At 61.0% G+C, this 25704-nt stretch carries 23 protein-coding genes and 1 pseudogene; 7 read left to right on the top strand and 17 right to left on the bottom strand.

What is annotated here, in order from left to right; genetic code table 11:
* Positions 1-2 precede the first annotated feature (2 nt).
* Genes gmd through xrtB form a run of 3 tightly spaced genes read right to left on the bottom strand, consistent with a single transcriptional unit; the run spans position 3 to position 2691 of the window.
* Complete coding sequence (gene gmd / locus QZ648_RS09925) at positions 3-1088, bottom strand: GDP-mannose 4,6-dehydratase (RefSeq protein ID WP_291996888.1); 1086 nt, start codon at positions 1086-1088, stop codon at positions 3-5.
* 20 nt (positions 1089-1108) lie between these two features.
* Positions 1109-1795 (bottom strand): exosortase-associated protein EpsI, B-type, encoded by a 687-nt coding sequence (gene epsI, locus QZ648_RS09920; RefSeq protein WP_291996887.1) that lies wholly within the window; start codon positions 1793-1795, stop codon positions 1109-1111.
* Positions 1792-2691, bottom strand: a complete 900-nt coding sequence (gene xrtB, locus QZ648_RS09915) for an exosortase B (RefSeq protein ID WP_291996886.1) — start codon at positions 2689-2691, stop codon at positions 1792-1794. Before xrtB ends, epsI begins: the two co-directional genes overlap by 4 nt.
* Positions 2692-2695: 4 nt before the next feature.
* On the opposite strand from xrtB, the gene QZ648_RS09910 reads away from it, so the two are divergent.
* Entirely contained in the window at positions 2696-3091 is a 396-nt protein-coding gene (locus tag QZ648_RS09910; RefSeq protein ID WP_291996885.1) for a VanZ family protein, read from the top strand.
* Positions 3092-3207: 116 nt separating this feature from the next.
* Here the strand turns inward: QZ648_RS09910 and epsG are convergent, their stop codons facing one another.
* From epsG to clpS, 9 genes and pseudogenes are all read right to left on the bottom strand, one after another.
* Positions 3208-4080 carry a chain length determinant protein tyrosine kinase EpsG gene (epsG, locus tag QZ648_RS09905; RefSeq protein ID WP_291996884.1) on the bottom strand — a complete coding sequence of 291 codons (873 nt, stop codon included), beginning with the start codon at positions 4078-4080 and terminating at the stop codon, positions 3208-3210.
* A 6-nt stretch (positions 4081-4086) separates the two neighbouring features.
* Complete coding sequence (gene epsF / locus QZ648_RS09900) at positions 4087-5517, bottom strand: chain length determinant protein EpsF (protein WP_291996883.1); 1431 nt, start codon at positions 5515-5517, stop codon at positions 4087-4089.
* Positions 5518-5542: 25 nt separating this feature from the next.
* A complete protein-coding gene (epsE, locus tag QZ648_RS09895; protein ID WP_169065821.1) occupies positions 5543-6349 on the bottom strand; it encodes a polysaccharide export protein EpsE in 807 nt (268 codons plus the stop codon).
* Between the two features lie 18 nt (positions 6350-6367).
* Positions 6368-7306: an EpsD family peptidyl-prolyl cis-trans isomerase gene (locus tag QZ648_RS09890; RefSeq protein ID WP_291996882.1), complete on the bottom strand. Its 939-nt coding sequence runs from the start codon at positions 7304-7306 to the stop codon at positions 6368-6370.
* Positions 7307-7324: 18 nt separating this feature from the next.
* A complete protein-coding gene (gene epsL, locus QZ648_RS09885; RefSeq protein ID WP_291996881.1) occupies positions 7325-8557 on the bottom strand; it encodes an XrtB/PEP-CTERM-associated polysaccharide biosynthesis outer membrane protein EpsL in 1233 nt (410 codons plus the stop codon).
* Between the two features lie 832 nt (positions 8558-9389).
* Positions 9390-9896: an ankyrin repeat domain-containing protein gene (locus QZ648_RS09880; RefSeq protein WP_291996880.1), complete on the bottom strand. Its 507-nt coding sequence runs from the start codon at positions 9894-9896 to the stop codon at positions 9390-9392.
* 240 nt (positions 9897-10136) lie between these two features.
* Positions 10137-10631, bottom strand: coding sequence for a ribonuclease E activity regulator RraA (gene rraA / locus QZ648_RS09875; protein WP_169065817.1), 495 nt, complete (start codon positions 10629-10631; stop codon positions 10137-10139).
* A gap of 79 nt (positions 10632-10710) precedes the next feature.
* Positions 10711-12969, bottom strand: coding sequence for an ATP-dependent Clp protease ATP-binding subunit ClpA (gene clpA / locus QZ648_RS09870; RefSeq protein ID WP_291996879.1), 2259 nt, complete (start codon positions 12967-12969; stop codon positions 10711-10713).
* Positions 12970-13279, bottom strand: a pseudogene (gene clpS / locus QZ648_RS09865) (ATP-dependent Clp protease adapter ClpS).
* 260 nt (positions 13280-13539) lie between these two features.
* Between clpS and QZ648_RS09860 the strand changes: the two are divergent.
* Complete coding sequence (locus tag QZ648_RS09860) at positions 13540-13743, top strand: cold-shock protein (RefSeq protein WP_042335273.1); 204 nt, start codon at positions 13540-13542, stop codon at positions 13741-13743.
* Positions 13744-13826: 83 nt separating this feature from the next.
* Here QZ648_RS09860 and moaC read toward each other — a convergent pair whose 3' ends face one another.
* Positions 13827-14309 carry a cyclic pyranopterin monophosphate synthase MoaC gene (moaC, locus tag QZ648_RS09855; RefSeq protein WP_169065816.1) on the bottom strand — a complete coding sequence of 161 codons (483 nt, stop codon included), beginning with the start codon at positions 14307-14309 and terminating at the stop codon, positions 13827-13829.
* A 177-nt stretch (positions 14310-14486) separates the two neighbouring features.
* Here moaC and QZ648_RS09850 point away from each other — a divergent pair, with 177 nt between their 5' ends.
* The 3 genes from QZ648_RS09850 to pabB all read left to right on the top strand — a co-directional run bounded on the left by QZ648_RS09850 (position 14487) and on the right by pabB (position 18083).
* The gene (locus tag QZ648_RS09850; RefSeq protein WP_169065882.1) at positions 14487-15941 is read left to right on the top strand and encodes a M48 family metalloprotease; all 1455 of its coding nucleotides are present in this window, start codon (positions 14487-14489) and stop codon (positions 15939-15941) included.
* Between the two features lie 50 nt (positions 15942-15991).
* Positions 15992-16219 (top strand): sulfurtransferase TusA family protein, encoded by a 228-nt coding sequence (locus QZ648_RS09845; protein WP_169065815.1) that lies wholly within the window; start codon positions 15992-15994, stop codon positions 16217-16219.
* A 76-nt stretch (positions 16220-16295) separates the two neighbouring features.
* On the top strand, positions 16296-18083 hold the full coding sequence (gene pabB, locus QZ648_RS09840) for an aminodeoxychorismate synthase component I (RefSeq protein ID WP_291996878.1): 1788 nt from the start codon (positions 16296-16298) through the stop codon (positions 18081-18083).
* On the opposite strand, the gene QZ648_RS09835 is transcribed toward pabB, so the two are convergent.
* The 4 genes from QZ648_RS09835 to QZ648_RS09820 form a co-directional block, all read right to left on the bottom strand.
* Positions 18080-20902: a valine--tRNA ligase gene (locus tag QZ648_RS09835; RefSeq protein WP_291996877.1), complete on the bottom strand. Its 2823-nt coding sequence runs from the start codon at positions 20900-20902 to the stop codon at positions 18080-18082. The two genes, pabB and QZ648_RS09835, sit on opposite strands and share 4 nt — an antisense overlap.
* Positions 20903-20987: 85 nt before the next feature.
* Positions 20988-21482 carry a hypothetical protein gene (locus tag QZ648_RS09830; protein WP_169065812.1) on the bottom strand — a complete coding sequence of 165 codons (495 nt, stop codon included), beginning with the start codon at positions 21480-21482 and terminating at the stop codon, positions 20988-20990.
* On the bottom strand, positions 21482-21907 hold the full coding sequence (locus QZ648_RS09825; protein ID WP_169065811.1) for a DNA polymerase III subunit chi: 426 nt from the start codon (positions 21905-21907) through the stop codon (positions 21482-21484). The genes QZ648_RS09830 and QZ648_RS09825 overlap by 1 nt, the downstream gene beginning before the upstream one ends.
* Complete coding sequence (locus QZ648_RS09820; protein WP_291996876.1) at positions 21904-23400, bottom strand: leucyl aminopeptidase; 1497 nt, start codon at positions 23398-23400, stop codon at positions 21904-21906. The genes QZ648_RS09825 and QZ648_RS09820 overlap by 4 nt, the downstream gene beginning before the upstream one ends.
* Before the next feature lie 73 nt (positions 23401-23473).
* Between QZ648_RS09820 and lptF the strand changes: the two genes are divergently transcribed.
* Complete coding sequence (gene lptF / locus QZ648_RS09815) at positions 23474-24553, top strand: LPS export ABC transporter permease LptF (RefSeq protein ID WP_169065809.1); 1080 nt, start codon at positions 23474-23476, stop codon at positions 24551-24553.
* Positions 24550-25623 (top strand): LPS export ABC transporter permease LptG, encoded by a 1074-nt coding sequence (gene lptG, locus QZ648_RS09810; protein ID WP_291996875.1) that lies wholly within the window; start codon positions 24550-24552, stop codon positions 25621-25623. Before lptF ends, lptG begins: the two co-directional genes overlap by 4 nt.
* The last annotated feature ends 81 nt before the right edge of the window (positions 25624-25704 follow it).

Genomic DNA, 25704 nt, shown 5'->3' with positions numbered 1-25704 from the left:
CTTTACTCGTGGTGATCGAAGGCGGCGTAGCCGTGTTTCTTGACCAGTTCGTCACGTTCGGCACTCTTCAGGTCTTCACGAACCATTTCGGCAACCAGTTCGGCGAAGGTGGTTTTCGGTGTCCAGCCAAGCTTTTCCCGGGCCTTGGTCGGGTCGCCAAGCAGGGTTTCGACTTCGGTGGGGCGGAAGTAACGCGGATCGACCCTGACGATGATGTTGCCGTTCTGGTCGGTCCCTGTTTCTTCAACGCCTCGCCCTTGCCAGGTGATCTCGATGCCGAGTTCGCGCGCGGCGGTATCGACGAACTGGCGCACGCTGTATTGGACGCCGGTGGCAATGACGAAGTCGTCGGGCTGGTCCTGCTGCAGCATCAGCCATTGCATTTCGACGTAGTCCTTGGCATGGCCCCAGTCGCGGAGGGAGTCCATGTTGCCAAGGTAGAGGCAGTCCTGCAGCTTGAGCTTGATTCGTGCCAGCGCACGGGTGATTTTGCGGGTGACAAAGGTTTCGCCGCGCAGCGGTGATTCGTGATTGAACAGAATGCCGTTACAGGCATAGAGGCCGTAGGCTTCCCGGTAATTGACCGTGATCCAGTAGGCGTACATTTTGGCGACGGCGTAAGGGCTGCGCGGGTAGAAGGGGGTGGTTTCCTTCTGCGGGGTTTCCTGGACGCGGCCATAGAGTTCGGAAGTGCTGGCCTGGTAGAAGCGGGCCTTCTTTTCGAGACCGAGAATGCGGATGGCTTCGAGGATGCGCAGGGTGCCGATACCGTCGGCGTTGGCCGTGTATTCGGGGGTTTCGAAGCTGACGGCCACGTGGCTCATCGCGGCGAGGTTGTAGATTTCGTCGGGCTGGACGTGCTGGATGATGCGAATCAGGTTGGTCGAGTCGGTAAGGTCACCGTGATGCAGGATGAAGTTGCGGTTGTTGACATGTGGGTCCTGGTACAGGTGGTCGATGCGGTCGGTGTTGAAGAGCGAGGCGCGGCGCTTGATGCCGTGCACGATGTAGCCCTTGTTGAGCAGGAATTCGGCGAGGTAGGCGCCGTCCTGGCCGGTGACGCCGGTAATCAGTGCTGTTTTTGTCATGACTTTGCCTGTTCAGGGAGTTACGGAATCAAACGACCGGCGACGCGAATGCGATCTTGCGCATTGATGGCGGCAAGCATGTCGCGAACGAAGTGGTCTTGCAGTTGGTAGGCCTTGCTAACGTCCTGATCGATCGACGACACGCGCACCAGCATGCCGTCGGGTACTTTTCCGGTGAGTCCGTAGCGCAGCTGGATCAACTTGCGGCCCAGACCGGGCAGCGTCACCTCGTCACCGATGGTGATCCAGTAGGTGATCGGTTCATTCCGGCTGCCTTGAACCGCTTCAAGGCGTCGCACCGGCAGGACGCCGCTCTCGGTCGTGATCTGGCTTTCGCGGTTATTGCTCAACTGAAAGCCCTGCGCCGCATAACAGAACTCCGGCCGATGTACCTGTGTCTTGTCGCCACTCTGGTCGCCGCCGTAGGCGATGGAGAGCATGATGCGTTGCCCGTCGTCGTTGACGTAGGTGCGGGAAAGCGTTTGGTCATAGAGGGCGTCGAGCTTTTCCTTGACGTCGGGGCTGACCAGGGCCGGCACGATGCCGGGAGCGACTCGCCAGTCGGCAAACTGCTCAGGAAATATTCGCGCGATATCCATACGCGCACCCTGGTCGGCAATCTTTTCAGTTGGCCGCAAGGCCATCGCCAGGCCAGATGCGGCGAGCATGAGTGCAAGCAGGAGGACGTTTCTCAGCCAGAGCTTCACGGTCTTGCCCCCCGCGCAGCGCGACGATGCCGCCACCTGACGGCATATTGCAGCAGCGAATCGACGGCAATGATCAGCAGCAGCGCACTCAGGAACAGGACCATGCCGGCAAAGGCATGCAGGAAGCCTTGCCCCGCTTCGTCCCCGAAGTGGTAGGTAATCAGCGTCAGCACCATCACGCGGATGACGTTGGCGGTGAAGGAGATCGGCACGATCAGGATGGCCAGCGTGACGTTGCGCAGCAGTGAGTCGCTGCGGATGATGTTGAGGTAAAGCAGACCCAGCGCTTCCAGGGTGAACAGGGTGTGCAGACCGGCGCAGGCATCGGCCACCAGCAGCTTGTACTGGCCGATCTGCAGGACTACGCCGCTGCGGGCGATGGGGTAGCCCGCCGAGAAGAGAATGTGTTCGGCGACGAAGGAGACGGCCGTCTTCATCGGCATGGTCAGCGCATCGACAAGCGCACCGGGTAACGGGATCATGAACAGCATGAAGAACAGTGCAAACCACTGCGCCTTCAGTGCCGCCGTTCCGCGTGTGAGCAACAGAATGGCGACCAGCAGCCAGATGATGGAACCGACTTCGAAGAGGAGGATGTCCTGCGAGCGCCCGATGATGTAGAGCAGCAGCCCGACGATGAAGATCGGCCAGCCCCAGGTACTGGTCTGCTGGCCGTGACTGGTCAGCCACATGTTTGGCCAATTTCGCCAGGCCAGCCAGCAGGCGACGGACAGAACGATCGGGCCGTGCTTTTGCTCGTCGGTTGCCCAAATGGTTCGAAACAGGTCAAGAAAGCTTGGCAGGTAAAGGACCATCAGTCCTGCGATAATCGGCAGCCATGCCAACCACTGCGCAAGCGCCTGCCGCGACGCGCGCGGAATTGCTGGAGCGCCCATTCCCATGCCGTGTCTACTCCCCGCCCGATTGCAGCAGCTGCGTATTGCTTCGCTGGTGCTGTTGCTGGTTCTGGTGCCGGGTGTGTTTGTGCTTGGCGCGCAGCCAATTGCTGTCGGCCTTGTTCCAGTGCCGTGGGACAAGCTGGCACACCTTGCGTTGTGCATGCTGCTGGCGATTCTGATCGGGCTGTCTGCCGGACTGCTGCGTCTGCATGGCGTTGCCCTGCTGCTGCTGGCCTTTGTCCTCACGACCTTGGTGGGCATGCTGGACGAAGCGCATCAAGCCTTCCTGCCCGGTCGTTCCGCCGGATGGGACGATTTTCTTGCTGACGCGTTCGGTGCGCTGCTTGGCGTTTTCGCCCTCGCCCGGCTGGGTCTTGCCGGGCGTGCCGGCAGTTGAGCGGCGGGAAGTCAGCTGGCTGTCGTCGATTGCCTGCTCGCTGCCGGAATGCGCGTTGTGTGTTGCCGACGCGATGGCGGCTGGGTCGACAGGGAATGCGCAGACCGGCATCAGTTCTACCCCTGGTTGAGCACGGAACCAACGACAGTGGCGCCGCAATCGTGCACGGAATGGACAAGCGCTTGCAGGCGTGGCGCGAAGCTGACGTTTCGGCGTGCGACAATGAGGCTCCCACGGGCGCGAACGGCGATTGTCTGATGGTCGGCAGTCTCGGTCGCGGCAGGCGTATCGACGATGATCACGTCGTATCGACCCGGCAGGGTCTCCATCAGATTTGCAAAAGCTTCTCGGCTGAGCAGCTCCTGCGGATTGGGGGGCACGGCACCCGCGGGCAGGATGCAAAGGCCATTGAGGCCAGGAATGCAGCCGATGGCTTCGGTCAGCACTGCCCGGCCGGCGAGAATGCTGGACAGGCCCAGCTTGTTTGGCCGCCTGAAAAGTTCGTGCTGGCGGGGCTTGCGCAGATCGGCGTCGATCAGCAGGGTGCGCTGACCCAACTGGGAAAAAACGACGGCCAGGTTCGCAGCGATGAAGCTGCGGCCTTCGCCGGAATCCGGGCTGAGCACGGCCAGAGCCTTGCCGCCGCCCGTATCGGCATCGAACCAGCGCAGCATCAGTTGGCTGCGCAGGGCGCGCAGTTGTTCGACAAACGGAGTGAAGGGCTTGAATGCGGCGACGACTTCCTCGCTGACGCACTCGTCGCCCGCCATGAGGTACGGGTAGTCGTACTGATGCGAAAGGGCCTGTTGAACGTCCTCGTTGCTGAGCAGCCCGAGCTGGACGGCGGCGGCGCCGAAACGCATTCCCTGAGCACTCTGCAGCCTGAGGATGGTTTCGGCGTCCGCGGGTGCCAGGCGACCGCTGTCGATCAGCATGGCGCCAATTGACGGACCTGGGCCGAGATGGAGTTTTTCAGTCATTACGTTCATTACGGGTCAGGCCTCCGAAATCTTTAGCTGTGTTCCTGGATTGTTGCGATCGACGCGGGAGGTGGGCGAGAAACGCCTGCCTTTGCCCCGACCCGGTGTGAGCGCCGAGCCAAGCGCGGCGAGTACCGGCAAGTCCAGCATCTGCGCGAGATCATCGGCCGAGCGCACGCGTCGTTGCGCGAGTTCGAGCAACAGCGCCGCACCGATCCCGAGCAGTGTGCCGAGGAAGACCGAGACGAGCAGGTTGAGAAGGAGCTTCGGCTTCGAGGGCTCAAGTGGCTGCGAGGCTGGCGTGAGAATCGCGATGTTGGTCTGCAGCGATTGCGACTCGAACTTGCTCTGTGTCATGCGCTGCCCGATTGCGTCGAAGCCCCGTTGTGCAGTTTCCACTTCACGCGCCAGCACATCGATCTCGTCACGCTGGATCTTGAGATCAAGCACTTTTTTCCGTTGCGCTTCGATCGCAGCCTGGATCTCGATTTCCTTGGCCTCGCTGACCAGTCCGGCCGTGCCAATGGCTCTGGTCACCTTGGCCGTCTCGCTGCGCATGCGTGTCCTGAGTTCGTTAATTTCCGCCAGCATGCGCTGGTACTGCGGGTGGTTTTCGCCGAGGTTGCCCGAGAGTTCCTTGAGTCTGGATTCCAGGCGTGCGAGATCGGCTTTGAGCTGGTTGATCAGCGGGTTCTGCATGACTTCCTGCAAGGTGTCCGAGCGGTCGATCTTCTGCTTGCTGGTGGAATCAGCACCCTGCGACTCGGCCTGGGTGAGCAGCGCTGACAGCTCGTTGTATTTCTGCATCTCGTAGTCAAGGCTCTTGTCAGCGGCGATGATGCCGGTCTTCTGCTGGAAATCCGACAGTGCCTTTTGCGCCACCTCGAGGCGTTCGCGCTGGGCCTTGACCTGCTGATCAAACCAGTCGGCGTACTGGCGAGCCGGCTCGACGCGCAACTCGATGTTGGTAGCGATGTAGGCCTGGGCGAAGGCATTGGCGATCGCTGCTGCGAAGACCGGGTCGTGTCCTGTGAAGCCGATATGGATGACGTTGCTTTCGCGCGAGGGCTGGACGTCAAGCTTCTTTTGCAGCAACTGCGCCAGCCAGGCAGTGAGCTGGCCCTTGCCGTCGGTCGCTTCCTGCCATTGTTCCTTGATCTGCGGGTTTTCGTCCATGCGCAACAACTTGACGACGAGCTGCGCCGTGCGGTCGCTGTTGATGATGTCGATCTGGGTGGCCATGTAGCCGGGTGCCATCATGCCAGGCAACACCATGCCGACGATCGGGTCGGGCGATTTGACGTCGACGACTACCGAGGTTGCTGCCGTATATTGCTTCGGCAGCAGCAGACTGACCGTCAGCGTGGTCAGAACGGTCAACCCGAGCACGGCCAGCGCCACCGTTCGGCGTGCCCAGAGGATCAGGAGAAACTGGTTGAGAGTCATGGGGATCTTTCGGTTGGCGCGGCGATCAGAAGAAGCTTTCCTCGACGTGAAGTACGTCGTCGGGCTGGATAACATCGAACTTCTCGGGGGCAATCACGGCCAGGTTGCCATCTGCTGTGCGGCGATGAATGCGCAGGCTCCGCTCGGTGCCGCGCATCGTGAGGCCGCCGCCCCGGACCAGCGCCTGCAGCACGGTCATCCCCCTTTCGATCCGGTAGGGGCCGGGGCGCTGGACTTCACCATAGACATAGAAGACGGGCGCCCGGTGCACGTAGATGACGTCACCACCCGCGACGACGATGTCCTCATCGCTGTTTCCCGACACGAACAAGGCAGGCACGTCGACCTCCTTGCGGAAAGGCTTCCCGTCCCGGATGCCGGTGACGATGACGACGTCTGAACCATCGGGAATCGCTCCACCAGCCGTCGCCAGCATGTCGGTCAGCCGGGTGTTGCCGGTTTCGATCGGGTAGCGGCCAGGGCGATTGACCAGCCCGAGCACGGATACCTGGTTTCCCCTGACCTGCGTCAGCAGAATATTGACCTGCGGTTTCTGGACGAAACCTCCTTCTCGAAGCTTGTCGGCGATGGCTTTTTCGGCATCGCGGAGGGTGAGATCTCCCAACTGTACGGCGCCGATCAAGGGATAGGTGATGATCCCGCTGTCAGCGACACGTGATTCCACGGTCAGGTCGGGGTTCTGGAAGACGCTTATCCTGATCGCATCGCCAGCCCCGAGGCGGTAATCTGCCGATTTGTCCTCAGCCTGCGCAAGGGACGCGAAGCTCAGTGGGAGCAGGATGAAGAGAAGGAGTGTCTTGAAATAGCTCATGGTTAGCGCTCGCTTTGCTTACTTGAGTCCGGCAACGCCTTTGTTGATCGCTGCGTCGCCGGGGGTCGTCGCGATTTTTTCGGCGGGTGCTGCGGACGCACTGCCCGAGAAGTCACCGAGATACTCGATCTTGGCCTTGCCACGCAGTTGCTTGACCGCGTCGCTCACGCGCTCGGCCTTTTGCTTGTTGGTCAGGTAGCTTTCGATGAGCGGTAATGCTTTCGCCTCGTCGAGTGGCTCGGGCTTGGTGCCCAGAACGGTGACGATGGCGGCGCGGCCGGCGTCTTCATAGACCTGCGGCTGCCCTTCCTTGGCCCGGGCAATCCTGGGTAGCAGATCGAGCGAAATCTGTTCGGCGGATTTGATCGCGGGACCGCCACTCACGGCAACGCCGCTGGCCTTGAGGCTGTCGGCGATCGCTGCCACCGGCTGGCCTTTGGCGAGCTGGTCCTTGACCTTGGCGAGAGTTTCCGGGGTGCTCATAAAGGCAAGCTCCTCCAGACGATAAACCTTGCGATTGGCGAAGTTGTCGGGATGGTCGGCGTAGTACGTTCTCAGCTCCGTGGTTGTCGGTTTGGCAACACCGCTGCCCGCCTGCTCCAGGTAGGCTCGCGCCAGCACTTCGCGACGCGTGGCTTCGAGCAACTGCATGACATTCGGCGTTCGATCCAGCTTCGCCTCCAGCGCCTGCTGTACAGCCAGTTCCTGGTCAATCAGCCCTTCCAGAACCTGTCGTCTGGCGGCGTCGGCTTGCTCCGCCTGGATGGACGGCCCTCGCTGAAGAACGAAATTGATCTGATGTACGGAGATCTCGCCATCATTGACCTTCGCCGCCGCTTGTGTCGCGACTTTCTTTTCCGAGGCAGATTCGCCGCAGGCACTGACTGCGAGTGCTGAAACGAGTGCGGCGATAATTGTCGTCGAGGTTTTCATGTGTTTCCTTCCTGAGCTGAGCATGGCAGTTTGCAGAGGCTTTCAATATTTTGCGGTGGCGGAGATGAACACGATGCGGTCGCGGTAATCGAACGCATCGTAGTTGGAGTTGCGATCAGTCAGTGTGACGCCGGCATTTAGTTGCAGCCAGCGCGCTGGCGTGTAGGCCACATCGAGGCCTAGGCTGGAAGTGTCGTCCTGGCGCTGTTCAAGACCTGCCGGGAGCGGAATGATGGCCCCTCGATACGCTTGGAGCCCATAAGCGACCCGCCCATTTACGGTGATCTGGCTGGTCGCTGCCCACTGCGCGGCCAGCGTGATTTGGTCGAGGACGTAGTAGCTGGAGGTGAGTTGCTGGTATGCTTCCAGCTTTCGGTTGTAGCCAACGCTGAAAACACTCTTGCCGCTGTAGGCATAAAGGTACTGCAGGTTGCCGACCCAGCCGGCATAGTCGCGCTGCGAAAAGTGCTGATGCTGACGGTCCAGGTAGTCGAGCCGGCCTCGTAACTGACTGTGCCCGGTGAGGCGCCAATCAAGCTCGACGCCGTAGTTGTCCTGTGTGAATCCGTTGTCGTACTGGAATACGCTGTTCAGCAGGCGATTCGAGTAGTTTCCATCGAGGTGAACAGCGCGGGCCGTCGCGGTATTTCCGGACGCGGGGCGAAAACGCAAACCGAGCTCGTATCCGTTTGCGTCATAGTCGCCATCCGTGCGCGTGGGAACTTGGTTGGTGAGGCTGGTGGACACGAGGCCGGCTACGGCAGCCCAGCTGGAATGAAACCAGTAGTTGGCCTCGAAACGCTCGACTTCCGTCGTCTGCACGTTTCGTCGACCGGCGCTGCGGTTGTCGGCGTAGTCGTTGGGCAATTCGCTACGCAGAAAGGACAGCGTTCCGGTCAGGCGCTTGCCCGCAGACCACAACCATTTGGCATCGTAGTTGACAGCGACAAAGTCGAGGTAGTCGTTGGTTTGATAGCGGTAGTCGACCATATTCACGTTGGCAATCAGACGCTGAACGCCAATGGTCTTGTCAAGATTGGCGCCGATGGTGGTGGTCGTGATGGTGTCCGCTTGCGGATCGGCGTCAGGCGGCCGGCGGAAAAGGTTGTCATCCCACTGCGCAGACACCGTCGCGGTCAAGTTGAACACATCGGCCTCATCCGCCGACAGCGGTGACGAGGATAGAAGGGCGCAACAGGAAATCATGGTCAGAGGCTTCGCACAGAAATTCATGAGTGGAAAACACCACCTGGTTTTGGCGCGCTTTTCGCGCACACCTTCGCGATCCAAAGCAAGAGGGTAGCTACGCCTATGCAAGGCGTCGGAAGTCTGTCTTGCCAAGGCATTGTCAAAACGATGCTGCCGGTGAAACAACTGAGGTTCATTTTGCATTACTGCTCTCCGTAAGGCGCGTGTGGTTTCTCACACATTGATGCAGATGGCTCCAGCACACCCGGCCAGCATCTCCGTCCTGAGTTCCGTTACATCATTGACTGCTGCTGCAAAGCGATGGCTTGTCGTACCAGGCAGCCATCTCCCTTGCACTACACCACCAGAACAGTTTCGCGTGACCCAATGACGGGCAGCTGACTCTGGCGGCGTATGACCGGGAGTGCCTTGCAAAAGTATCCCGGGCAAGCTGACGACGATTGGCGCTTGCGCTCTGTTGCTGTCGACGCTGCATTGCTCGCTATTGTGGCGCGCCGTGCTGGTCGTTGGCGGATCACTTGTCAGGGGGGAGGCCGATCAAGTGATACAGCTCGCTGTGCTGGTTGACGCAAACGAACCCCCCGGTACGAAGATCAGGGGGGCGCGTTGGCCGCTTGCAGCGAGTGACTCTGGTATTTCGTCCAGGGATCGGCCGGAGGGAGCGTCACGTGATCCGCGGCGAGCAGTCCTTGCAGGCCGCAGAGCGATGCGCGCGAAATATTCCGCCCGGTCTTGCGATAGGAAAAGGGAAAAAGCAAGGGAAAGGGAAAGGGAAAGGGCTACCGGTTGACCGAAGGGAGAGCCAATGCACGCGCCACCACACGGCGACAGGCAGCAGACAGGACAGTGTTCACGACCGACCTCGCTGGGCACCGCTTGATCAGTCAGCGGTGAGCGGCTATTTCTTGTCCATGTCGCGCGCAGCACGGATCAGGTCGGCATCGAGGACGGAGGTGTCCGTTCCGTAGCAGCGGACCATCTCGATCTCCTCGAACACCGGGTGCTCGTCGTCAGTCGGTTCAGGTTTTCCCGTGCTGGCTTCGTAGTGCCGCCCTCGCCAGCGTGCGATCAGCATTTCTTGGTTGGTCAGCCCCGTCGCCATGCCCTTCGGGACTTCGGCGCCCATTTCGATCAGCGCCTTGATGACCTCAGTCCGGCGGCCGCGAACGGCCATCGACAAAGGCGAGGTGATCTGTGCGTTGTCGGCAGTATTGACTTTGGCGCCACGGCCGACCAGTTCGCGGACGATATCGACATGGCCCATGAAACAGGCAACACCAAGCGGCAAGCCCGGATCTCCCCGGCCATCTTCTATTTCTACTGGGGTCCCGGCGTCCAGGAGGGTCTTGACCTCTTGAAGGCGGCCTGTCCGGATGGCTTTGAGCAGGTCAATGGCAGCGGTCACAACTCATCTCCGATTTCTTGGCAACTCCACGGTAGCTAACCGGCGCAGTATCTTCTCTGTCAGTACTCTGGTCAACGCTTGCCGGGTTGGTTTTGAGGTGGTTTGAGAGCATCTTGTGAAGCCATCGTGCGCGATCTCACGATGCAAAGCAGTCACCGCCGCGCCGGAAAAAACGCCAGCGGCGATATCCACCGCAAGTGACCACCAGAGCTCCTCTTGAGTCGCCGGCGTCGGCGTCTGTCAAGCCAGCGGCTCGTCGCTGACGACCAGCCCGTCGCCATCGACATAGATCCATTCACCGGGTCGAAAAGTGACTCCGCCGAAGCTTACAGGCAGATCGCGTTCGCCGATACCTTTCTTGATACTCTTCAGCGGGTGCGTGTCGAGCGCGCGAACGCCAAGTTCAATTTCCTCAATGTCATCCGCGTCGCGGATACAGCCGTAAACGACGATTCCCTGCCAGCGGTTCCGCTGCCCCAGGATGGCCAGCTGATCGCCCACCAGTGCGCAGCGCATCGAGCCGCCACCATCGATGACCAGCACCCTGCCTTCGCCGCCTTCACCGAGTGCTTCACGAACCAGGGAGTTGTCCTCGAATACCTTCAGCGTGGCAATCTGGCCACTGAACGCGGGTCGTCCTCCGTAGCGCTTGAACATGGGCGCGACGACGCGGACGCTACCGTCGTGCGCCTTGCTTTCATTGTCGTCGAGGAGGTCGGCGGTTTTGAAACTCATGTGGTGTACCTCGTATGCTCGGTTCGTGTGCGGCCAAGCAGCGGCCGTATTTGCCCGTGACCAGTGCGGCTTGCCATCGTCAGGCGATGACCGCTGACGCTTCTTCGAAGACCAGTTTGACTTTCTTCTCTTCATCCAGGTCGACCGTGACGTGGCCGCCGTGTGCCAGGCGGCCGAACAGCAACTCGTCAGCCAGCGAGGCGCGGATGGTGTCCTGAATCAGCCGCGCCATCGGCCGTGCGCCCATCATCGGGTCAAAGCCGTGCGTCGCCAGGTGGTCTTTGATGGCCGTGGTGAACACGGCTTCGACTTTCTTCTCGTGCAGTTGCGCTTCGAGCTGCATCAGGAACTTGTCCACCACCCTCAGGATGACTTCGTGATCAAGAGACTTGAACGAGATCGTGGCGTCGAGCCGGTTACGAAACTCGGGTGTAAAGATGCGCTTGATCTCGACCATTTCATCGCCAGCCTGGCGTGTGGGGGTGAAGCCCATTGTTGCTTTCTGGATCGCTTCTTGCCCGGCGTTGGTGGTCATGATAATGATCACGTTGCGAAAGTCCGCCTTGCGGCCGTTGTTGTCAGTCAATGTCCCGTGATCCATCACCTGTAGCAGGATGTTGTAGATATCGGGATGCGCCTTTTCGATCTCGTCGAGCAGCAGAACGCTATACGGCTTCTTGGTAACGGCTTCGGTCAGCAGGCCGCCCTGATCGAAGCCGACGTAGCCGGGTGGTGCGCCGATCAGCCGCGACACCGCGTGCCGCTCCATGTACTCGGACATGTCGAAGCGTAACAGCTCGTTACCGAGGCAGTACGCCAGTTGCTTGGCGACTTCCGTCTTGCCGACGCCGGTGGGGCCCGAAAAGAGGAAGCTGCCGATGGGCTTGGCAGGGTTGCCAAGACCCGAACGAGCCATCTTGATTGCCCGGGCGAGGGCGTCGATGGCCGCATTCTGGCCAAAAACGATTGCTTTCAGATCGCGGTCGAGGTTGCGCAGGTTGTTGCGGTCGTCTGAGGAGACGTGCGTCGAAGGAATGCGCGCGATTTTGGCCACGATTTCCTCGATGTCTATCTTGCCAATCACTTTTTTCTGCCGGGACTTGGGCAGGATCCGCTGTGCCGCTCCCGCTTCGTCGATGACGTCGATCGCCTTGTCCGGCAGGTGGCGGTCGGTAATGAAGCGCACCGACAGCTCGACCGCCGAACTCAGTGCGGCGGCGGAGTATTTGATGCCGTGGTGGGCTTCGAAGCGCGATTTCAAGCCCTTGAGAATGTCTACTGCTTCGGCACTCGAAGGCTCGTTGACGTCGATCTTCTGGAAGCGCCGCGACAGCGCATGGTCTTTCTCGAAAATGCCACGGTATTCGTTGTAGGTGGTTGCGCCGATGCACTTCAGCTGCCCTGACGAGAGCGCGGGCTTGAGAAGGTTGGACGCGTCGAGCGTGCCGCCCGAGGCCGAGCCGGCACCAATCAAGGTGTGGATCTCGTCAATGAACAGGATCGCCTCCGGGTTCTCGCTGAGCTGCTTGAGAACCGCCTTCAGGCGTTGTTCGAAGTCGCCACGATACTTGGTGCCGGCGAGCAGGGACCCCATGTCGAGGCAGTAGACGTTCGCCTTGCCGAGAATTTCGGGGATGTCGCACTCGACGATTCGCCGCGCCAGCCCTTCGGCAATCGCCGTCTTGCCGACCCCGGCTTCGCCGACCAGCAAGGGGTTGTTCTTGCGCCTTCGGCACAGGGTCTGGATGACTCGTTCGAGTTCCCGGTCGCGACCGATCAGCGGGTCGATCTTACCCTGGAGAGCAAGGGCATTGAGGTTGATGGTGTAGCTTTCGAGCGGTCCGGCGGCACTCTGTTGTTCGCCTTCGGGTTCGACTTCCGGCTCGCCGCGTGGTGTGCTCTGCGGAATTCTGCTGATGCCGTGCGAGATAAAGTTGACCACATCGAGACGCGTCACGCCCTGCTTCTGCAGGTAATAGACCGCGTGTGAGTCTTTTTCGCCAAAGATCGCCACAAGAACATTGGCACCGTTGACCTCCTTGCGGCCTGATGACTGGACGTGCAGGATCGCACGCTGAATGACCCGCTGGAAGCCGAGCGTCGGCTGCGTATCGATGTCGTCTTCGCCCGCGACGGTTGGCGTGTGTTCGCTGATGAAGCGCGTCAGGTCCTTGCGCAGTTGCTCGATGCTGGCGCCGCAGGCGCGCATTGCTTCGGCTGCCGACGGGTTGTCGAGCAGTGCGAGCAAGAGGTGCTCGACAGTGATGAATTCATGACGTTTCTGTCGTGCCTCGACGAAGGCCATGTGCAAACTTACTTCAAGTTCCTGCGCAATCATTCAGTTTTCCTCCATGACGCACGCCAGGGGGTGCTGGTTGCTTCGTGCGAAGGCTGTGACCTGTTCAACTTTCGTGGCCGCGACATCGCGCGGATAGATTCCACACACGCCTCGTCCATCGGTGTGAACTTTGAGCATGATTCGCGTCGCGTGTTCTCGATCCATCTGAAAAAAACCGTTGCAGAACGACAATCACGAAATCCATCGGTGTGAAATCGTCGTTCAGCAACAGGACCTTGTAAAGACGTGGTGGCTTGAGCTGTGTGCGCTGCGCTTGGAGTAGGGAGTTGTCCTGATGCTGTGTCGCCATGGGTGAATTCTAACCAGTCTTTCCGGATGCGCAATACCGCCCTTCGCCAATTCTCGGTCGCGCTGGACGGCTTGGCAGGCGCCTGACGATAAAAACGCTTGACGCACCCGCCTGACTTCGCGTAAAAAGGTGCCATGTTTTTGTTCAAGACCCTGTTTGAGCGGTCTCGGTTTCTGAATATCCGTCAGAACAGTGCTTGAGTCAGAAGCATGCAAGTCGGGCTCCGCCCGGATTTAGTCTTTTTTCAAGGAAGTGGCAATATGGCAACTGGTACAGTTAAGTGGTTCAATGACGCCAAGGGTTTCGGCTTCATTACTCCGGATGATGGTAGTGAAGATCTCTTCGCCCATTTCTCCGCGATCACCATGGGTGGTTTCAAGACCCTCAAAGAGGGCGAGAAAGTTTCCTTCGACGTGACGCAGGGCCCGAAGGGCAAGCAAGCATCGAATATCGCGCGCGCCTGATTTTTTTGGGTGTGCAATAAGGGACCCGCCTCCGGCGGGTTTTTTTTCGCGGTCTTTTCGGGTTCGTGGTCTGATGGCCGGCGTCAGCTCGCAGTCCAGTGCCCTGATTTGCCGCCGACTTTTTCAAGAAGCCTGATGTTTTCGATACGCATGCCGCGATCGACCGCCTTGCACATGTCGTAGATGGTCAGCAAGCCGATGCTGGCGGCGCAAAGGGCTTCCATCTCGACGCCGGTGCGACCTACACACTCCGCCCGCGTCAGGCAATGCACCGCGTTGGCCTTGCCGTCGATCTCGAAGTCGACGGAAACCTTGCTCAGCGCGAGTGGATGACACAGGGGAATCAACTCGGAGGTGCGCTTGGCGCCTTGAATGGCGGCAATTCGTGCGACACCGAGAACATCGCCCTTCTGCGCCGATCCGGCAACGATCAGCGCCAGCGTTTCGGGGCGCATCAGGATACTGCCGGCGGCTCTTGCCTGCCGGGCCGTCTCGGCCTTGTCGCCGACGTCGACCATTTGCGCCTGGCCTTCGGAATTGAAATGGGTGAGTGGACTGACTGACATAGGGGTATGGGAGACCTGGGAGTCGCTGCTGCTGGTGATGCCTGCCAAGGGAATCAATTGGCAAGCAGCAGAGGGCGGGTGGTAACGCTTGGTAACAATCTACCAGAGCACTATTGGGTATGATAGCAAATCTTGCTCGGCGGACGCCGAGGCCGGCCGGGAGCTCTCGTGATCAGAATGATTTGTGCCGCAGTGTCCTTGACCGTTGCGGTTTTTTTGGGCAGTTCTTCGCCGCTCCGGGCGGAGGGACTTCCAGAGCTTGGCGACGCGTCGCGAGTCGACTTTTCGCCGCAACTTGAACGCAAGATCGGTGAGCAGATCTTCAATCAGATACGTGCGCATGAACCGAGTTATGTTGATGACCCCGAAGTCAGTGACTACCTGAATTCCCTTGGCGGCCGGCTGGTTGCGGCGAGTTCTAACGCGGCAGGCAATTACTATTTCTTTGCGATTCGCGACAACACGGTGAACGCTTTCGCGATGTTTGGCGGGTTCATCGGGGTCAACACCGGCACGCTCCTTACCGCACAATCGGAGTCCGAGCTGGCCGGCGTGATCGCTCACGAGATCTCGCACGTCAGCCAGGGTCACCTTGCCCGGCAGATCGCCAGGGAGAAGCAGAGCTCTATCGCCACCATGGTCGCCATGGCCGTTGGTGTTCTCGCTGCGCGCTCTAACTCGCAGGTGGCGACGGCGGCGATCGCTTCGGCGCAGGCGGCGTCGATACAGTCGCAATTGGCCTACAGTCGCGACTTCGAGCGTGAGGCCGATCGGCTGGGCTATCAGACGCTGGCCAAGGCCGGCTACGACGTGCGCGGCATGGGCGACTTCTTTGGCCGCATGCAGTTGGCCGGGCGGGTGTACGAGAACAACGCGCCGGTTTATCTGCGCTCGCATCCGCTGACTGTAGAACGTATCTCCGACATGCAGAACCGGTCGCAGAATGCCTCCTATCGACAGGTTGCCGACGGCGCTGATTTCTACCTGGTGCGCGCCAAGCTGCGGGCGCAAGCGGTGCCGCCTGGCGAGGCTGTCAGCGAATTCAGCAAGCAGTTGCGCGAAAAGAAATATGCTTCGGAGATGGCCACCCGCTACGGTCTCACGTATTCGCTGCTGCAGGCCAAGAACGTCGCCGCGGCGCAGAAAGAGCTTGGCGCGCTGCTGGCGCTCAAAGTGTCGTCGCCGCTGATCGCCGGGCTGGCGGCACGAACGGAAATTGCCGCTGGAAATCAGGCCGGCGCCGCGAAGATCTATCGCGACGCCCTGCAACGTTATCCACAGTCCAAGGCTTTGGTTTACGGGTACGCTGAAGCTCTGCTGGCGGGGCGGCAATACGAAAAGAGCTTGCAGTTCCTGGAATCGCAGCTGCAGCTCTACAGCTCGGACTACAAACTCTACGGCTTGCAGGCGAAAACTTACGCGGCGCTAGGCAAGCGCCTGCAGCAACACCGTGCACAGGCAGAGTTCTACCTGCTGCAGGGGCAGTTGGGTGCGGCGGTTGAACAGTTGCAGTTCGCGCAACAGGCGGGCGACGGCGACTTCTACGAGAAGTCCGCGGTCGACGCGCGTCTGCGCGACCTGCGCGTGCTGCTGGCCGAAGAGGCGAAAGAGAAGAAGCTTAATGGCGGATAGAGTGCTTCGAACGCTTAGAATACGCCCTCAATTCTGTTCTGGACCTGACCATGCATTGCGATCGAGAGCTCGACGTCAAGGGGTTGAAGTGCCCACTGCCGATTCTGCGGACGAAGAAGGCGCTATCCGAGATGGCGCCGGGTGAAGTGCTGCACGTACTGGCGACTGATCCGGGTTCGGTCAAGGACTTCCAGGCTTTCGCCAAGCAGACCGGCAATGAGCTGCTGTCGAACGGCGAAAGCAATCAGATCTTCGAGTTCTACCTCAAACGCAAATAGAGCCAGGTGTCTGCGGAGTAGCGCTTCAGTCGGCTCAGCGGCGCGCGCATTGCACGCACGGTCGATGCGCTGACTGATGCTTGCCGGCCCTCCGTTCGCGCTGTTTGACGGCGACGCCGGCAGCGCCGTTCTGCTGACGGGTTTGCAGCGCTCCTTCGCTGTTGATGCTGGCGCCGATCCTCGGGCCGCGTTCGGCGCGATTGAAGCGGCGCTCGCGCTTGGTCAGTGGGTCGCTCTGGCGGCCGACTACGCGCTGGGCGCATGCTTCGAGGCGACGGTTCCGCCAGCGCCCTGCGGCCGGCCGGTGTTGCGGGTCTGGCTGTTCGCCGACGCTCGCCTGCTCGATGCGCAGGGGGTCGCCGTTTTTCTTGCCGAGCAGTTGGCGGCCTTGCCCGAGTACCAACAGACGGCCGGGGTGGCCGACGTGTCTGCGGCGGTCGATGCCGAAAAGTACGCTGCGCAGGTCAGCCAGATTCGTCGCTGGATTGGCGACGGCGATTGCTACCAGATCAACCTCACTTTTCCGCTGACTTTCGCGCTTTACGGACACCCGCTGGCGCTCTATGCGCGCCTGCGCGAACGTCAGCCGGTTCGCTACGGTGGCTTTCTCGGCTGCGGCGAGGAAACCCTCCTTTCCTTTTCGCCGGAGTTGTTTTTCGAGCGTGTCGGCGAGCGGGTCGTGACCCGGCCGATGAAAGGAACGGCACCGCGCGGCCGGACAGCGCTCGACGATCAGGCGAATCGGGCGGCTCTGCTGGCGTCGGCCAAGGAGCGGGCAGAAAACGTCATGATCGTCGATCTGCTGCGTAACGACCTGGGACGCCTGGCGCAGCCCGGCAAGGTGCAAGTCGAAGCCTTGTGTGAAGCTGAGGCCTACCCGACCCTGTGGCAGATGGTGTCTACGGTCGCCGCGGACCTGCCAGGCGTCGGCATCGCCGACCTTTTTGCGGCCCTGTTTCCCTGCGGTTCGATCACCGGCGCACCGAAAATCAGGGCCATGCAGCGCATCGCAGAGCTCGAAGCGTCAGCGCGCGGGCTGTACACCGGCAGCCTGGGTTGGCTGGCGCCAAATGGCGACGCTCGCTTCAATGTCGCCATTCGTACCGTCGCAGTCGCTGCCGACAGCCAGGCCCGACTCGGTGTCGGCAGTGGTATCGTGATCGATGCCGATGCGGCGCGCGAGTACGCGGAATGCCTGTTGAAAGCGAGCTTTCTGACGGCTTTCGATCCGGGTTTCGAGCTCGTCGAAACGCTGCGCCTGGAAGGCGGCGTGTATCCACTGCTGGACCTGCATCTCGAGCGCCTGCAGGCGTCCGCCCGTAGCCTCGGTTTTGTCTGCCGGTTGGTGGAGGTTTCCGCGGCGCTGGCCGCCGCCGCGGCGGCGCGACCGCAAGCCTTGTTTCGCGTTCGTCTGAGCCTGGCACACGATGGCGGCTGCCGTGTCCTGGTCGCCGCATTGCACGAAGATAGCGCGAAGCGGTGGCGCGTCTGTCTGGCTGCCGAAGCCCTGCCTGTCGACGACTACCTGCTGCGTCACAAGACCACGGCGCGCGCCCGCTACGACCGTACGCTGGCGGCACTGGCGGCACGGCCAGTGTTCTTCGACGCCATTTTTCTGAATACTCGCGGCGAGGTGTGTGAAGGTGCGCGCAGCAATGTTTTTGTCGAGCGCGACGGCGTGCTGCTGACGCCGCCGCTGGCCTGCGGACTACTGCCCGGCGTCATGCGGCGCACGCTGCTCGAGTCTGGACGCGCGGTCGAGCAGGTGTTGCGCCGCGAGGATCTGCTGACAGCGCCGGCCTTGTACGTCGGCAACGCCTTGCGTGGGCTGTTGCCGGTGGTGCTTGACGATGAACCGGGTTAGCGGCGCAAGCGTTCGCGTTGTGGCGTGAGTTTCTCCAGCGTTGCCAGGTAGTCGTCGAGGCGCTTCTTTTCCTGTTCAACCACGGCCGCCGGTGCGCGCGCGACGAAGCTTTCGTTGGCGAGTTTGGCTCTGGCCTTGCTGATCTCGCCGCCGAGGCGGGCGATTTCCTTGTCGAGTCGCTCGCCTTCGACGGCGGCGTCGATTTCGACCTGCAGCATGAGCCTGGTCTGGCCGACAATGGCGGTCGGTGCGCTGGCGTCGGTGGGCAGGTCGTCGACGATCTGCATATCGGAAAGCTTGCAGAGCGGCTTCAGGTAAGGCGCAAAAGCGGCCAGTGCAGCGCTGTCGCCACTGGCGAGCAGCGGCACTTTTTGCGCTGGCGAGAGATTCATCTCGCCGCGCAGGTTGCGGCAGGCGTAGGCCAGATCCTTCAACTGCTGGACGCTCGCTTCGCTGGCCAGATCGATCTTCTCCGGTTGTGCCTGCGGATAGGCGGCGAGCATCACCGAGTCGTGCGTCTTGCGGCCGGCAATCGGCGCCAGGGCCTGCCAGAGTTCTTCGGTAATGAAGGGCAGCAGCGGATGCGCCAGGCGCAGGACGGTTTCCAGCACCCGTGCCAGGGTCCGCCGTGTGGCGCGGATTTCCTGTTCGCTGCCCTGCTGCAACTGGACCTTGGAGAGCTCGACGTACCAGTCGCAGAACTCGTCCCAGACGAACTCGTACACCGAGCGCGCCAGGAGGTCGAAGCGATAGTCGGCAAAGTGCTGCGCGACCTCGGCTTCGGTGCGCTGCAGCTTGCTGACGATCCAGCGGTCGGCGAAGGAGAAGCTCAGCGCCGGCGAGCAGCTCTCCGCGGTGCAGGCAGCCAGGCCCAGGTCATGCTCGGCGGTGTGCATCAGCACGTAGCGTGTCGCGTTCCACAGCTTGTTGCAGAAATTGCGGTAGCCTTCGCAGCGGCTGAGGTCGAACTTGATGTCGCGACCGGGGCTGGCCAGCGACAGGAAGGTGAAACGCAGGGCGTCGGTGCCGAAAGCCTGAATGCCGTCGGGGAACTCCTTGCGCGTGCGCTTCTCTATCTGCGCCGCCTGCTTGGGGTTCATCAAGCCGCTGGTGCGCTTGCCAATCAGGGTGTCGAGATCGATACCGTCAATGAGGTCGATGGGGTCGAGGACATTGCCTTTCGACTTGCTCATCTTCTGGCCTTCGGCATCGCGGATCAGGCCGTGCACGTAGACGTGCTTGAAGGGGATTTTTCCGGTGATATGGCGGGTCATCATCACCATCCGTGCGACCCAGAAGAAGATGATGTCGAAACCGGTGACCAGCACCGTAGACGGCAAATACAGATCGAGCGCGGTATTCGTCTCGGCTGGCCATTGCGGCGTCCAGTCAAGCGTCGAGAAGGGCCACAGCGCCGACGAGTACCAGGTGTCGAGGACGTCGGGGTCGCGCGTCAGAGGGCCGCTGTAGCCCTGTTCGTCGGCCTGCGCCCTGGCTTCCCCTTCGTCATGGGCAACGAAGATGCGCCCATCCTCTCCGTACCAGGCGGGGATTTGGTGGCCCCACCACAACTGCCGCGAGATGCACCAGTCCTGGATGTTGTTCAGCCACTGGTTGTAGGTGTTGACCCAGTTTTCCGGGAAGAAGCTGATTTCACCCGCGGCCACGCATTCAAGGGCCTTGCCGGCGATGCTGCTGCCGTCGACTCCGGCCTTGCTCATGGCCACGAACCATTGGTCGGTGAGCATCGGTTCGATGACCACGCCGGTGCGGTCGCCGCGCGGTACTTTCAGGGTATGCGGCTCGATCTTGTCGAGGAAGCCCTGCTTTTCGAGGTCGGCAACGATCTGCTGGCGCGCGGCAAAGCGATCCATACCCTGGTAGCAGGCCGGCGCATTCTCGTTGATGCGCGCGTCGAGCGTCAGGATCGGGATGATCGGCAGCTGGTGACGCTGGCCGACCGCGTAGTCGTTGAAGTCGTGGGCCGGCGTGACCTTGACACAGCCAGTGCCAAACGCGAGATCCACGTAGGCGTCGGCAATGATCGGAATCTCGCGCTCGCAAAGTGGCAGTTTGACCATCTTGCCGAGCAGGTGCCGGTAACGCTCGTCTTCCGGATGGACCATCAGGGCGGTATCACCGAGCATCGTTTCCGGTCGCGTCGTGGCCACGGTCAAGGTCGCGCTGCCGTCGCTCAGCGGATAACGGATGTGCCAGAGATAGCCCTGTTCTTCCTCCTGCGCGACTTCGAGGTCGGAGACCGCGGTCTGCAGCACGGGATCCCAGTTGACCAGGCGTTTGCCGCGGTAGATCAGGCCTTCCTGGTAGAGGCGGACGAAAGTTTCGGTGACCGTCGTGGACAGGCCGGCATCCATCGTGAAGCGTTCGCGGCTCCAGTCAGGAGACGTACCAAGGCGACGCATCTGCCGGGTAATGGTGTTGCCTGAAAACTCTTTCCACTGCCAGACTTTTTCGAGGAACTTCTCGCGGCCGAGGTCGTGTCGGGAGATTCCCTGTGCGTCGAGCTGACGTTCGACGACGATCTGGGTGGCGATGCCCGCATGATCCGTCCCCGGCTGCCACAGCGTGTTGTCACCGCGCATGCGATGGTAACGGGTGAGCGCGTCCATGATCGCCTGGTTGAAGCCGTGCCCCATGTGCAGGGTGCCGGTGACGTTTGGCGGCGGCAGCAGAATACAGAAGGCGTCTGCGGGTTTTTTGTCGGTATCAAGGCCGGCGCCGAAGTAGCCTCTGGCTTCCCATTCGGGGTACCAGCGACGCTCGATATCAGCCGGTTCAAAGCTCTTGGCGAGTTCCATGGAGGAGGGTGCGGGTGGATTTCAGGAGCGCGCATTATAGCGGATCGCGCTGAGGCTCCGGGCCGTGATGCGGACCCTGTCCGAGCTACTCCGGATCGGCTGCGCCCGCTTTGGCGCCGGCTGGCTCGTCCAGCGGCAGTTGCAGTTGCCCGCGCTGGCCGACGAAGTCACGTGCGGCCATGGCGATGCTTGCTTCGATACCCTGGCGCAAGTGCTCGGCAGCCTCGGCTGCTGCAGCCTCGACCAGTGCCGGCAAGGCCGCAGTCAGATGGCGGTCGATGAGTTGCGCAAGCTCGGTGGCAAGGGTCGGGCGCAGGTCCGCCGCGAGATCATCGACGCTTGGCTCGAGCTCGGGTTCCGTGGTCACGACGACGTCGGTCAATAGCGGCAGGTCGTCGTCTGCGCTGCTCCCGAAGGGTAAGCGCTGACCGCCGTCTGCGTGATCGCTATCCGGCGAGGCCAGGAAGCTGCGCCTACGGCGCATCGGGCGCGGGCTGCTCGGGCGTCCGCCGCGCCCCGCCCCGTTGTCCGCGTTGATCAGCGAGTTGGCCCGGCTGAGCAGGTCTTCGTCATTGGCCATCAGTTTTTTCCTGAGCAATCGAGATATCTGACAGCATAGCCACGATTCTTGTAGAAGCGGGCACGCTGGCGGCCGTCGGCACGTTCTTCCTCGCCCTGGCCAACTATCTCGATCAGGCTCGCAAAGCGCGAAAAGCCTGGCGGTACGTCGTTGGAGAGGTTGAAAAGCCGTTCGTCGTGTGGCACGGACTCCAGGCTGCTGGCGATCAGCACCGGCGTTTCCTCGGCCAGCGGCGAGTCGGCAGCCACGTGCGGGATGAAGCTCGTCGGCGCTTGCGCCCACAACTGCCGGTCGAGCGCGGCAGCGATGTCAGCGTCTGGCGCATAGACCAGCAAGGCCTTTTTCTGGGCGCAGGCTTTGCCGATCAGGGCGGCGGTCGCGCCGATGCGGTTCGCGGCGTTGTGGTAGAAGAACACTTGCGTCACTGGAGTTTTCCGGCACGCTTCAGCAAATAGTGAATCAGTAGCGGCACCGGTCGTCCGGTGGCTCCTTTGTCGGCGCCTGAGGTCCACGCGGTGCCGGCGATGTCGAGGTGCGCCCAGGCGTATTTTTTTGTGAAACGGGCCAGAAAACAGGCGGCGGTGATGCTGCCGCCCCAACGGCCGCCGATGTTGGCCATGTCGGCGAAGGGACTCTTGAGCAGTTCCTGGTAGTCGTTCCAGAGCGGCATTTGCCAGGCGCGGTCATGGGCTTCATCACCGGCATGTTCCAGTTCCCGGGCCAGTGTATCGTTGTTGGCGAACAGGCCGGTGGCGACGTGACCGAGCGCGACGACGCAGGCGCCGGTGAGGGTGGCAACATCGATCACCGTATCCGGTTCGAAGCGCGCGGCGTAGGTCAGCGCATCACAGAGAAGCAGCCGCCCTTCAGCGTCGGTGTTGAGAATTTCGATGGTTTGTCCGGACATCGAGGTGACGATGTCGCCCGGTCGGCTGGCGCCGCCGCCAGGCATGTTTTCCGTGCTCGGCACGATCACTGTCAGGTTGAGCGGTAGTTTCATCAGAGCCGCGGCTTTGATCGTGCCGAGTACGCTGGCAGCGCCGCACATATCGTATTTCATCTCGTCCATGTCGGCCGCGGGCTTGAGCGAGATGCCGCCGCTATCGAAGGTGACGCCCTTGCCGACCAGTACCACCGGCTTCTCGTCGCTCTTGCCACCCTTGTACTGCAGGATGATGAGCTTCGGCGCCTGGTGTGAGCTCTTCGCTACCGAGAGTAGTGCGTGCATGCCCAGCGCAGCCATCTCTTCGCGTTCGAGAATCTGGCACTCGATTTTGTGCTTGTCAGCCAGCTGTTGCGCGATTTCCGCGAGATAGCTAGGGGTGCATACATTACCGGGCAGGTTGGCCAGATCCTTGGCCAGCGACATACCTTCGGCGATGGCTTGTCCCTCGCACAGCGCTTCTTCTGCGGTGGCCAGTTCGTTGCGGCGATCGACTATGAAGGTCAGTTTGCGCAGCGGGCGACGCACTTTGTCCTTCTTGCTCTTGAACTGGTCAAAGCGATAGACGGTCTGCTCGGCGACAAGCGCTGCCTGGCGTACGCGCCAGGCAGCGCTGCGTTTGCGGACGCTGGTTTCGGTCAGGAAGAGCGTGCCGTCGAAGGAGCCGGTTTCGTTGAGGGTTCTCACTGCGCTGCGAATCGCGTCGCAGTATTCCCGATCGCCAAACTCCTTTTCCTTGCCGAGGCCGACCAGCAGCACGCGGTCGCAGAGCGTCCCGGGAACGTTGTGCAGCAGCAAGGTTGTGCCCGCCTTGCCCTCCATGTCGCCGCGGCGAATGATGTCCGAAAGGTGACTGCGCGCTGCGTTGTCGATGAGCTCGGCGGCCAGCGTCAGCTTGCGAGGTTCGAAAACGCCGACTACCACGCAGGCGCTGCGCTGCTTCTCCGGGTTACCGCTTTTTATGCTAAATTCCACTCGCCCTCCCGAGGACCCGCGTGTTTCGTTGAAAACGCCGATTATCACTGCAGTTTTTCACCAAAGTCAAAAAATGATCTTTCAGCGCGCTGTCCGACGTGAGTTCGCCCACTCGACGGCCGGTGTCTTCATTGCGCTTTTTGCGATCATGGTGACCACGCAGCTGATTCGCTTGCTGAACGAGGCGGCACAGGGCGACGTCGACCCGGGTGCCGTGGTCGCCCTGCTTGGTTTCGCTTCGCTCAATTATCTCCCGCCACTCTTGTCGCTGTCCTTGTTCGTGGCCATTCTGCTGTCCATTTCCCGTAGCTATCGTGACTCAGAGATGGTGGTCTGGTTCTCTGCCGGGCTGTCGCTGAGAGCCTGGGTACGCCCGGTACTTACCTTCGCCCTGCCCCTGGTGTTCACCATCGGTGCGCTGTCGCTGCTTCTCTCACCCTGGGCCTTGTCGCAAAGCGCCGAATACCGGGGCAAGTTGAGCAACCGTAAGGATGCCGGGCAGATCTCGCCGGGCACCTTCCAGGAGTCGTCGGCGGGGGACCGGGTGGTCTTTGTCGAGGCCGTGGCCGAGGATACGAGCCACGTTCGCAACGTGTTTGTCAGCGAAACTGAGCCCGAGCGCCTGCGGGTAACGATGGCCAGAACCGGTCACCAGGAGACAGCAGCCAACGGCGATCGCTTCATCGTCCTGGAGAATGGGCGTCGTTACGAGCTTGAGCCCGGCGTGGTGGGTTTTCGAATTCTGGAATATGCGCGCTATGCCGTTCGTTTGGAGACCAGAGAAGCGGATGGCATAAAGCAGACGCCAAAGAGCATGCCTACGCTGGAGCTGTTGGCTCTCAACTTGCCTCGCTATCGGGCGGAGTTGCTATGGCGTGTCGGTATGCCGCTCTCGGCGGCAGTGCTGGCTCTGCTGGCAATTCCATTGTCCTTCGTCAATCCGCGTGCGGGGCGTTCGGCCAACATGCTCCTGGCCATTCTGGTTTATGTGATCTACAACAATCTGCTGAGCATCAGCCAGGGCTGGGTGGCCAATGACCAGGTGTCTTTTGCCGTCGGCGTGCTGGTGGTCCATCTGATGATGCTGTTTCTCTTGCCGTTCCTCTTCTATCACCGTATCGCGGTCTCATCTTTCATGCGTCTCGGGCGATGAAGATCTATCGTCGCTACCTGATGCGCGAGGTGTCTGGCGCCATTTTCCTGGTGTTACTGGCGTTCTTGGCATTGTTTGCCTTCTTTGACCTGCTTGGCGAGGTCCAGGATATTGGGCGGGGAGGCTACCAACTCCGCCATGCATTTGCTTTCGTTCTGCTGCGGCTGCCAGGGCGTGTCTACGAGTTGATGCCGATTGCCGTCCTGATCGGGACGCTCTACGCATTGTCGTCGCTGGCTCGTCATTCCGAGATCACCGTGCTGCGGGTTTCCGGCCTGTCTTCGGGAGCCTTGTTGCGGGCGCTGTTTCTGGTCGCGGGCCTGTTTGCCGTCGCCACTTTCCTGATCGGCGAGTACGTGGTACCGACCGCCGAAAGAGAGGCCAATCAATTGCGCTTGAAAGCCAGGGGGCGAATGATCGGGCAGGACTTGCGTTCAGGATTGTGGGTCAAGGACGAGCGCAGTTTCATCAACGTGCGCGTGGTGTTGCCGGATACGCGCTTGCGGGGGATCCGTATTTACGAGTTTGACGAGGACGCAAAGTTACACTCGCTTATCGAGGCCAGTGAGGGCGAGTACGTCGCGCCTGATCGTTGGCGCTTGAGCGATGTGCTGCAGACGGTCCTGAACGCCGAGCGGGCCGATGTTCAGAAGCTACCCGAGTTGGTCTGGCCGTCGGCGCTGAACCCGGACATCCTGGCGGTGCTGATGGTTTCTCCGGATCGCATGTCGCTGCACCATTTGGCCACGTATACCAAGCATTTGGCGGACAATCGCCAGACGACCAACCGTTATGACATTGCCTTCTGGAAAAAAGTGGTCTACCCACTGGCGGCATTTGTGATGGTCGCTCTGGCGCTGCCGTTCGGAGGTGCGCACTACCGCTCCGACGCCGTAGGCCTGAAGGTCTTCTCCGGGGTAATGATCGGCATCTTGTTCCACATGCTCAACGGCCTGTTTGCCAACCTTGGGGCGATCAACAGTTGGTCGCCGGTACTCAGCGCGGTCACGCCGTCGGCGCTTTTCCTGCTGGCAGCGATCACCATGATCTGGTCGGTCGAGCGACGCTGATTGGCGGCGTCATGCCTTGATCAGCATTGTGCGCAAGTCCGCTTGACCAGGCTGGGAAAACCATCGAGGCGGTGGTCAGCG

This window comes from Candidatus Accumulibacter sp. ACC012 (genome assembly GCF_907163155.1).
Taxonomy (GTDB): domain Bacteria; phylum Pseudomonadota; class Gammaproteobacteria; order Burkholderiales; family Rhodocyclaceae; genus Accumulibacter; species Accumulibacter delftensis.
The sequence above is the reverse complement of the archived record's forward strand: the minus strand, read 5'-3'. Positions and strand labels throughout refer to the sequence as shown.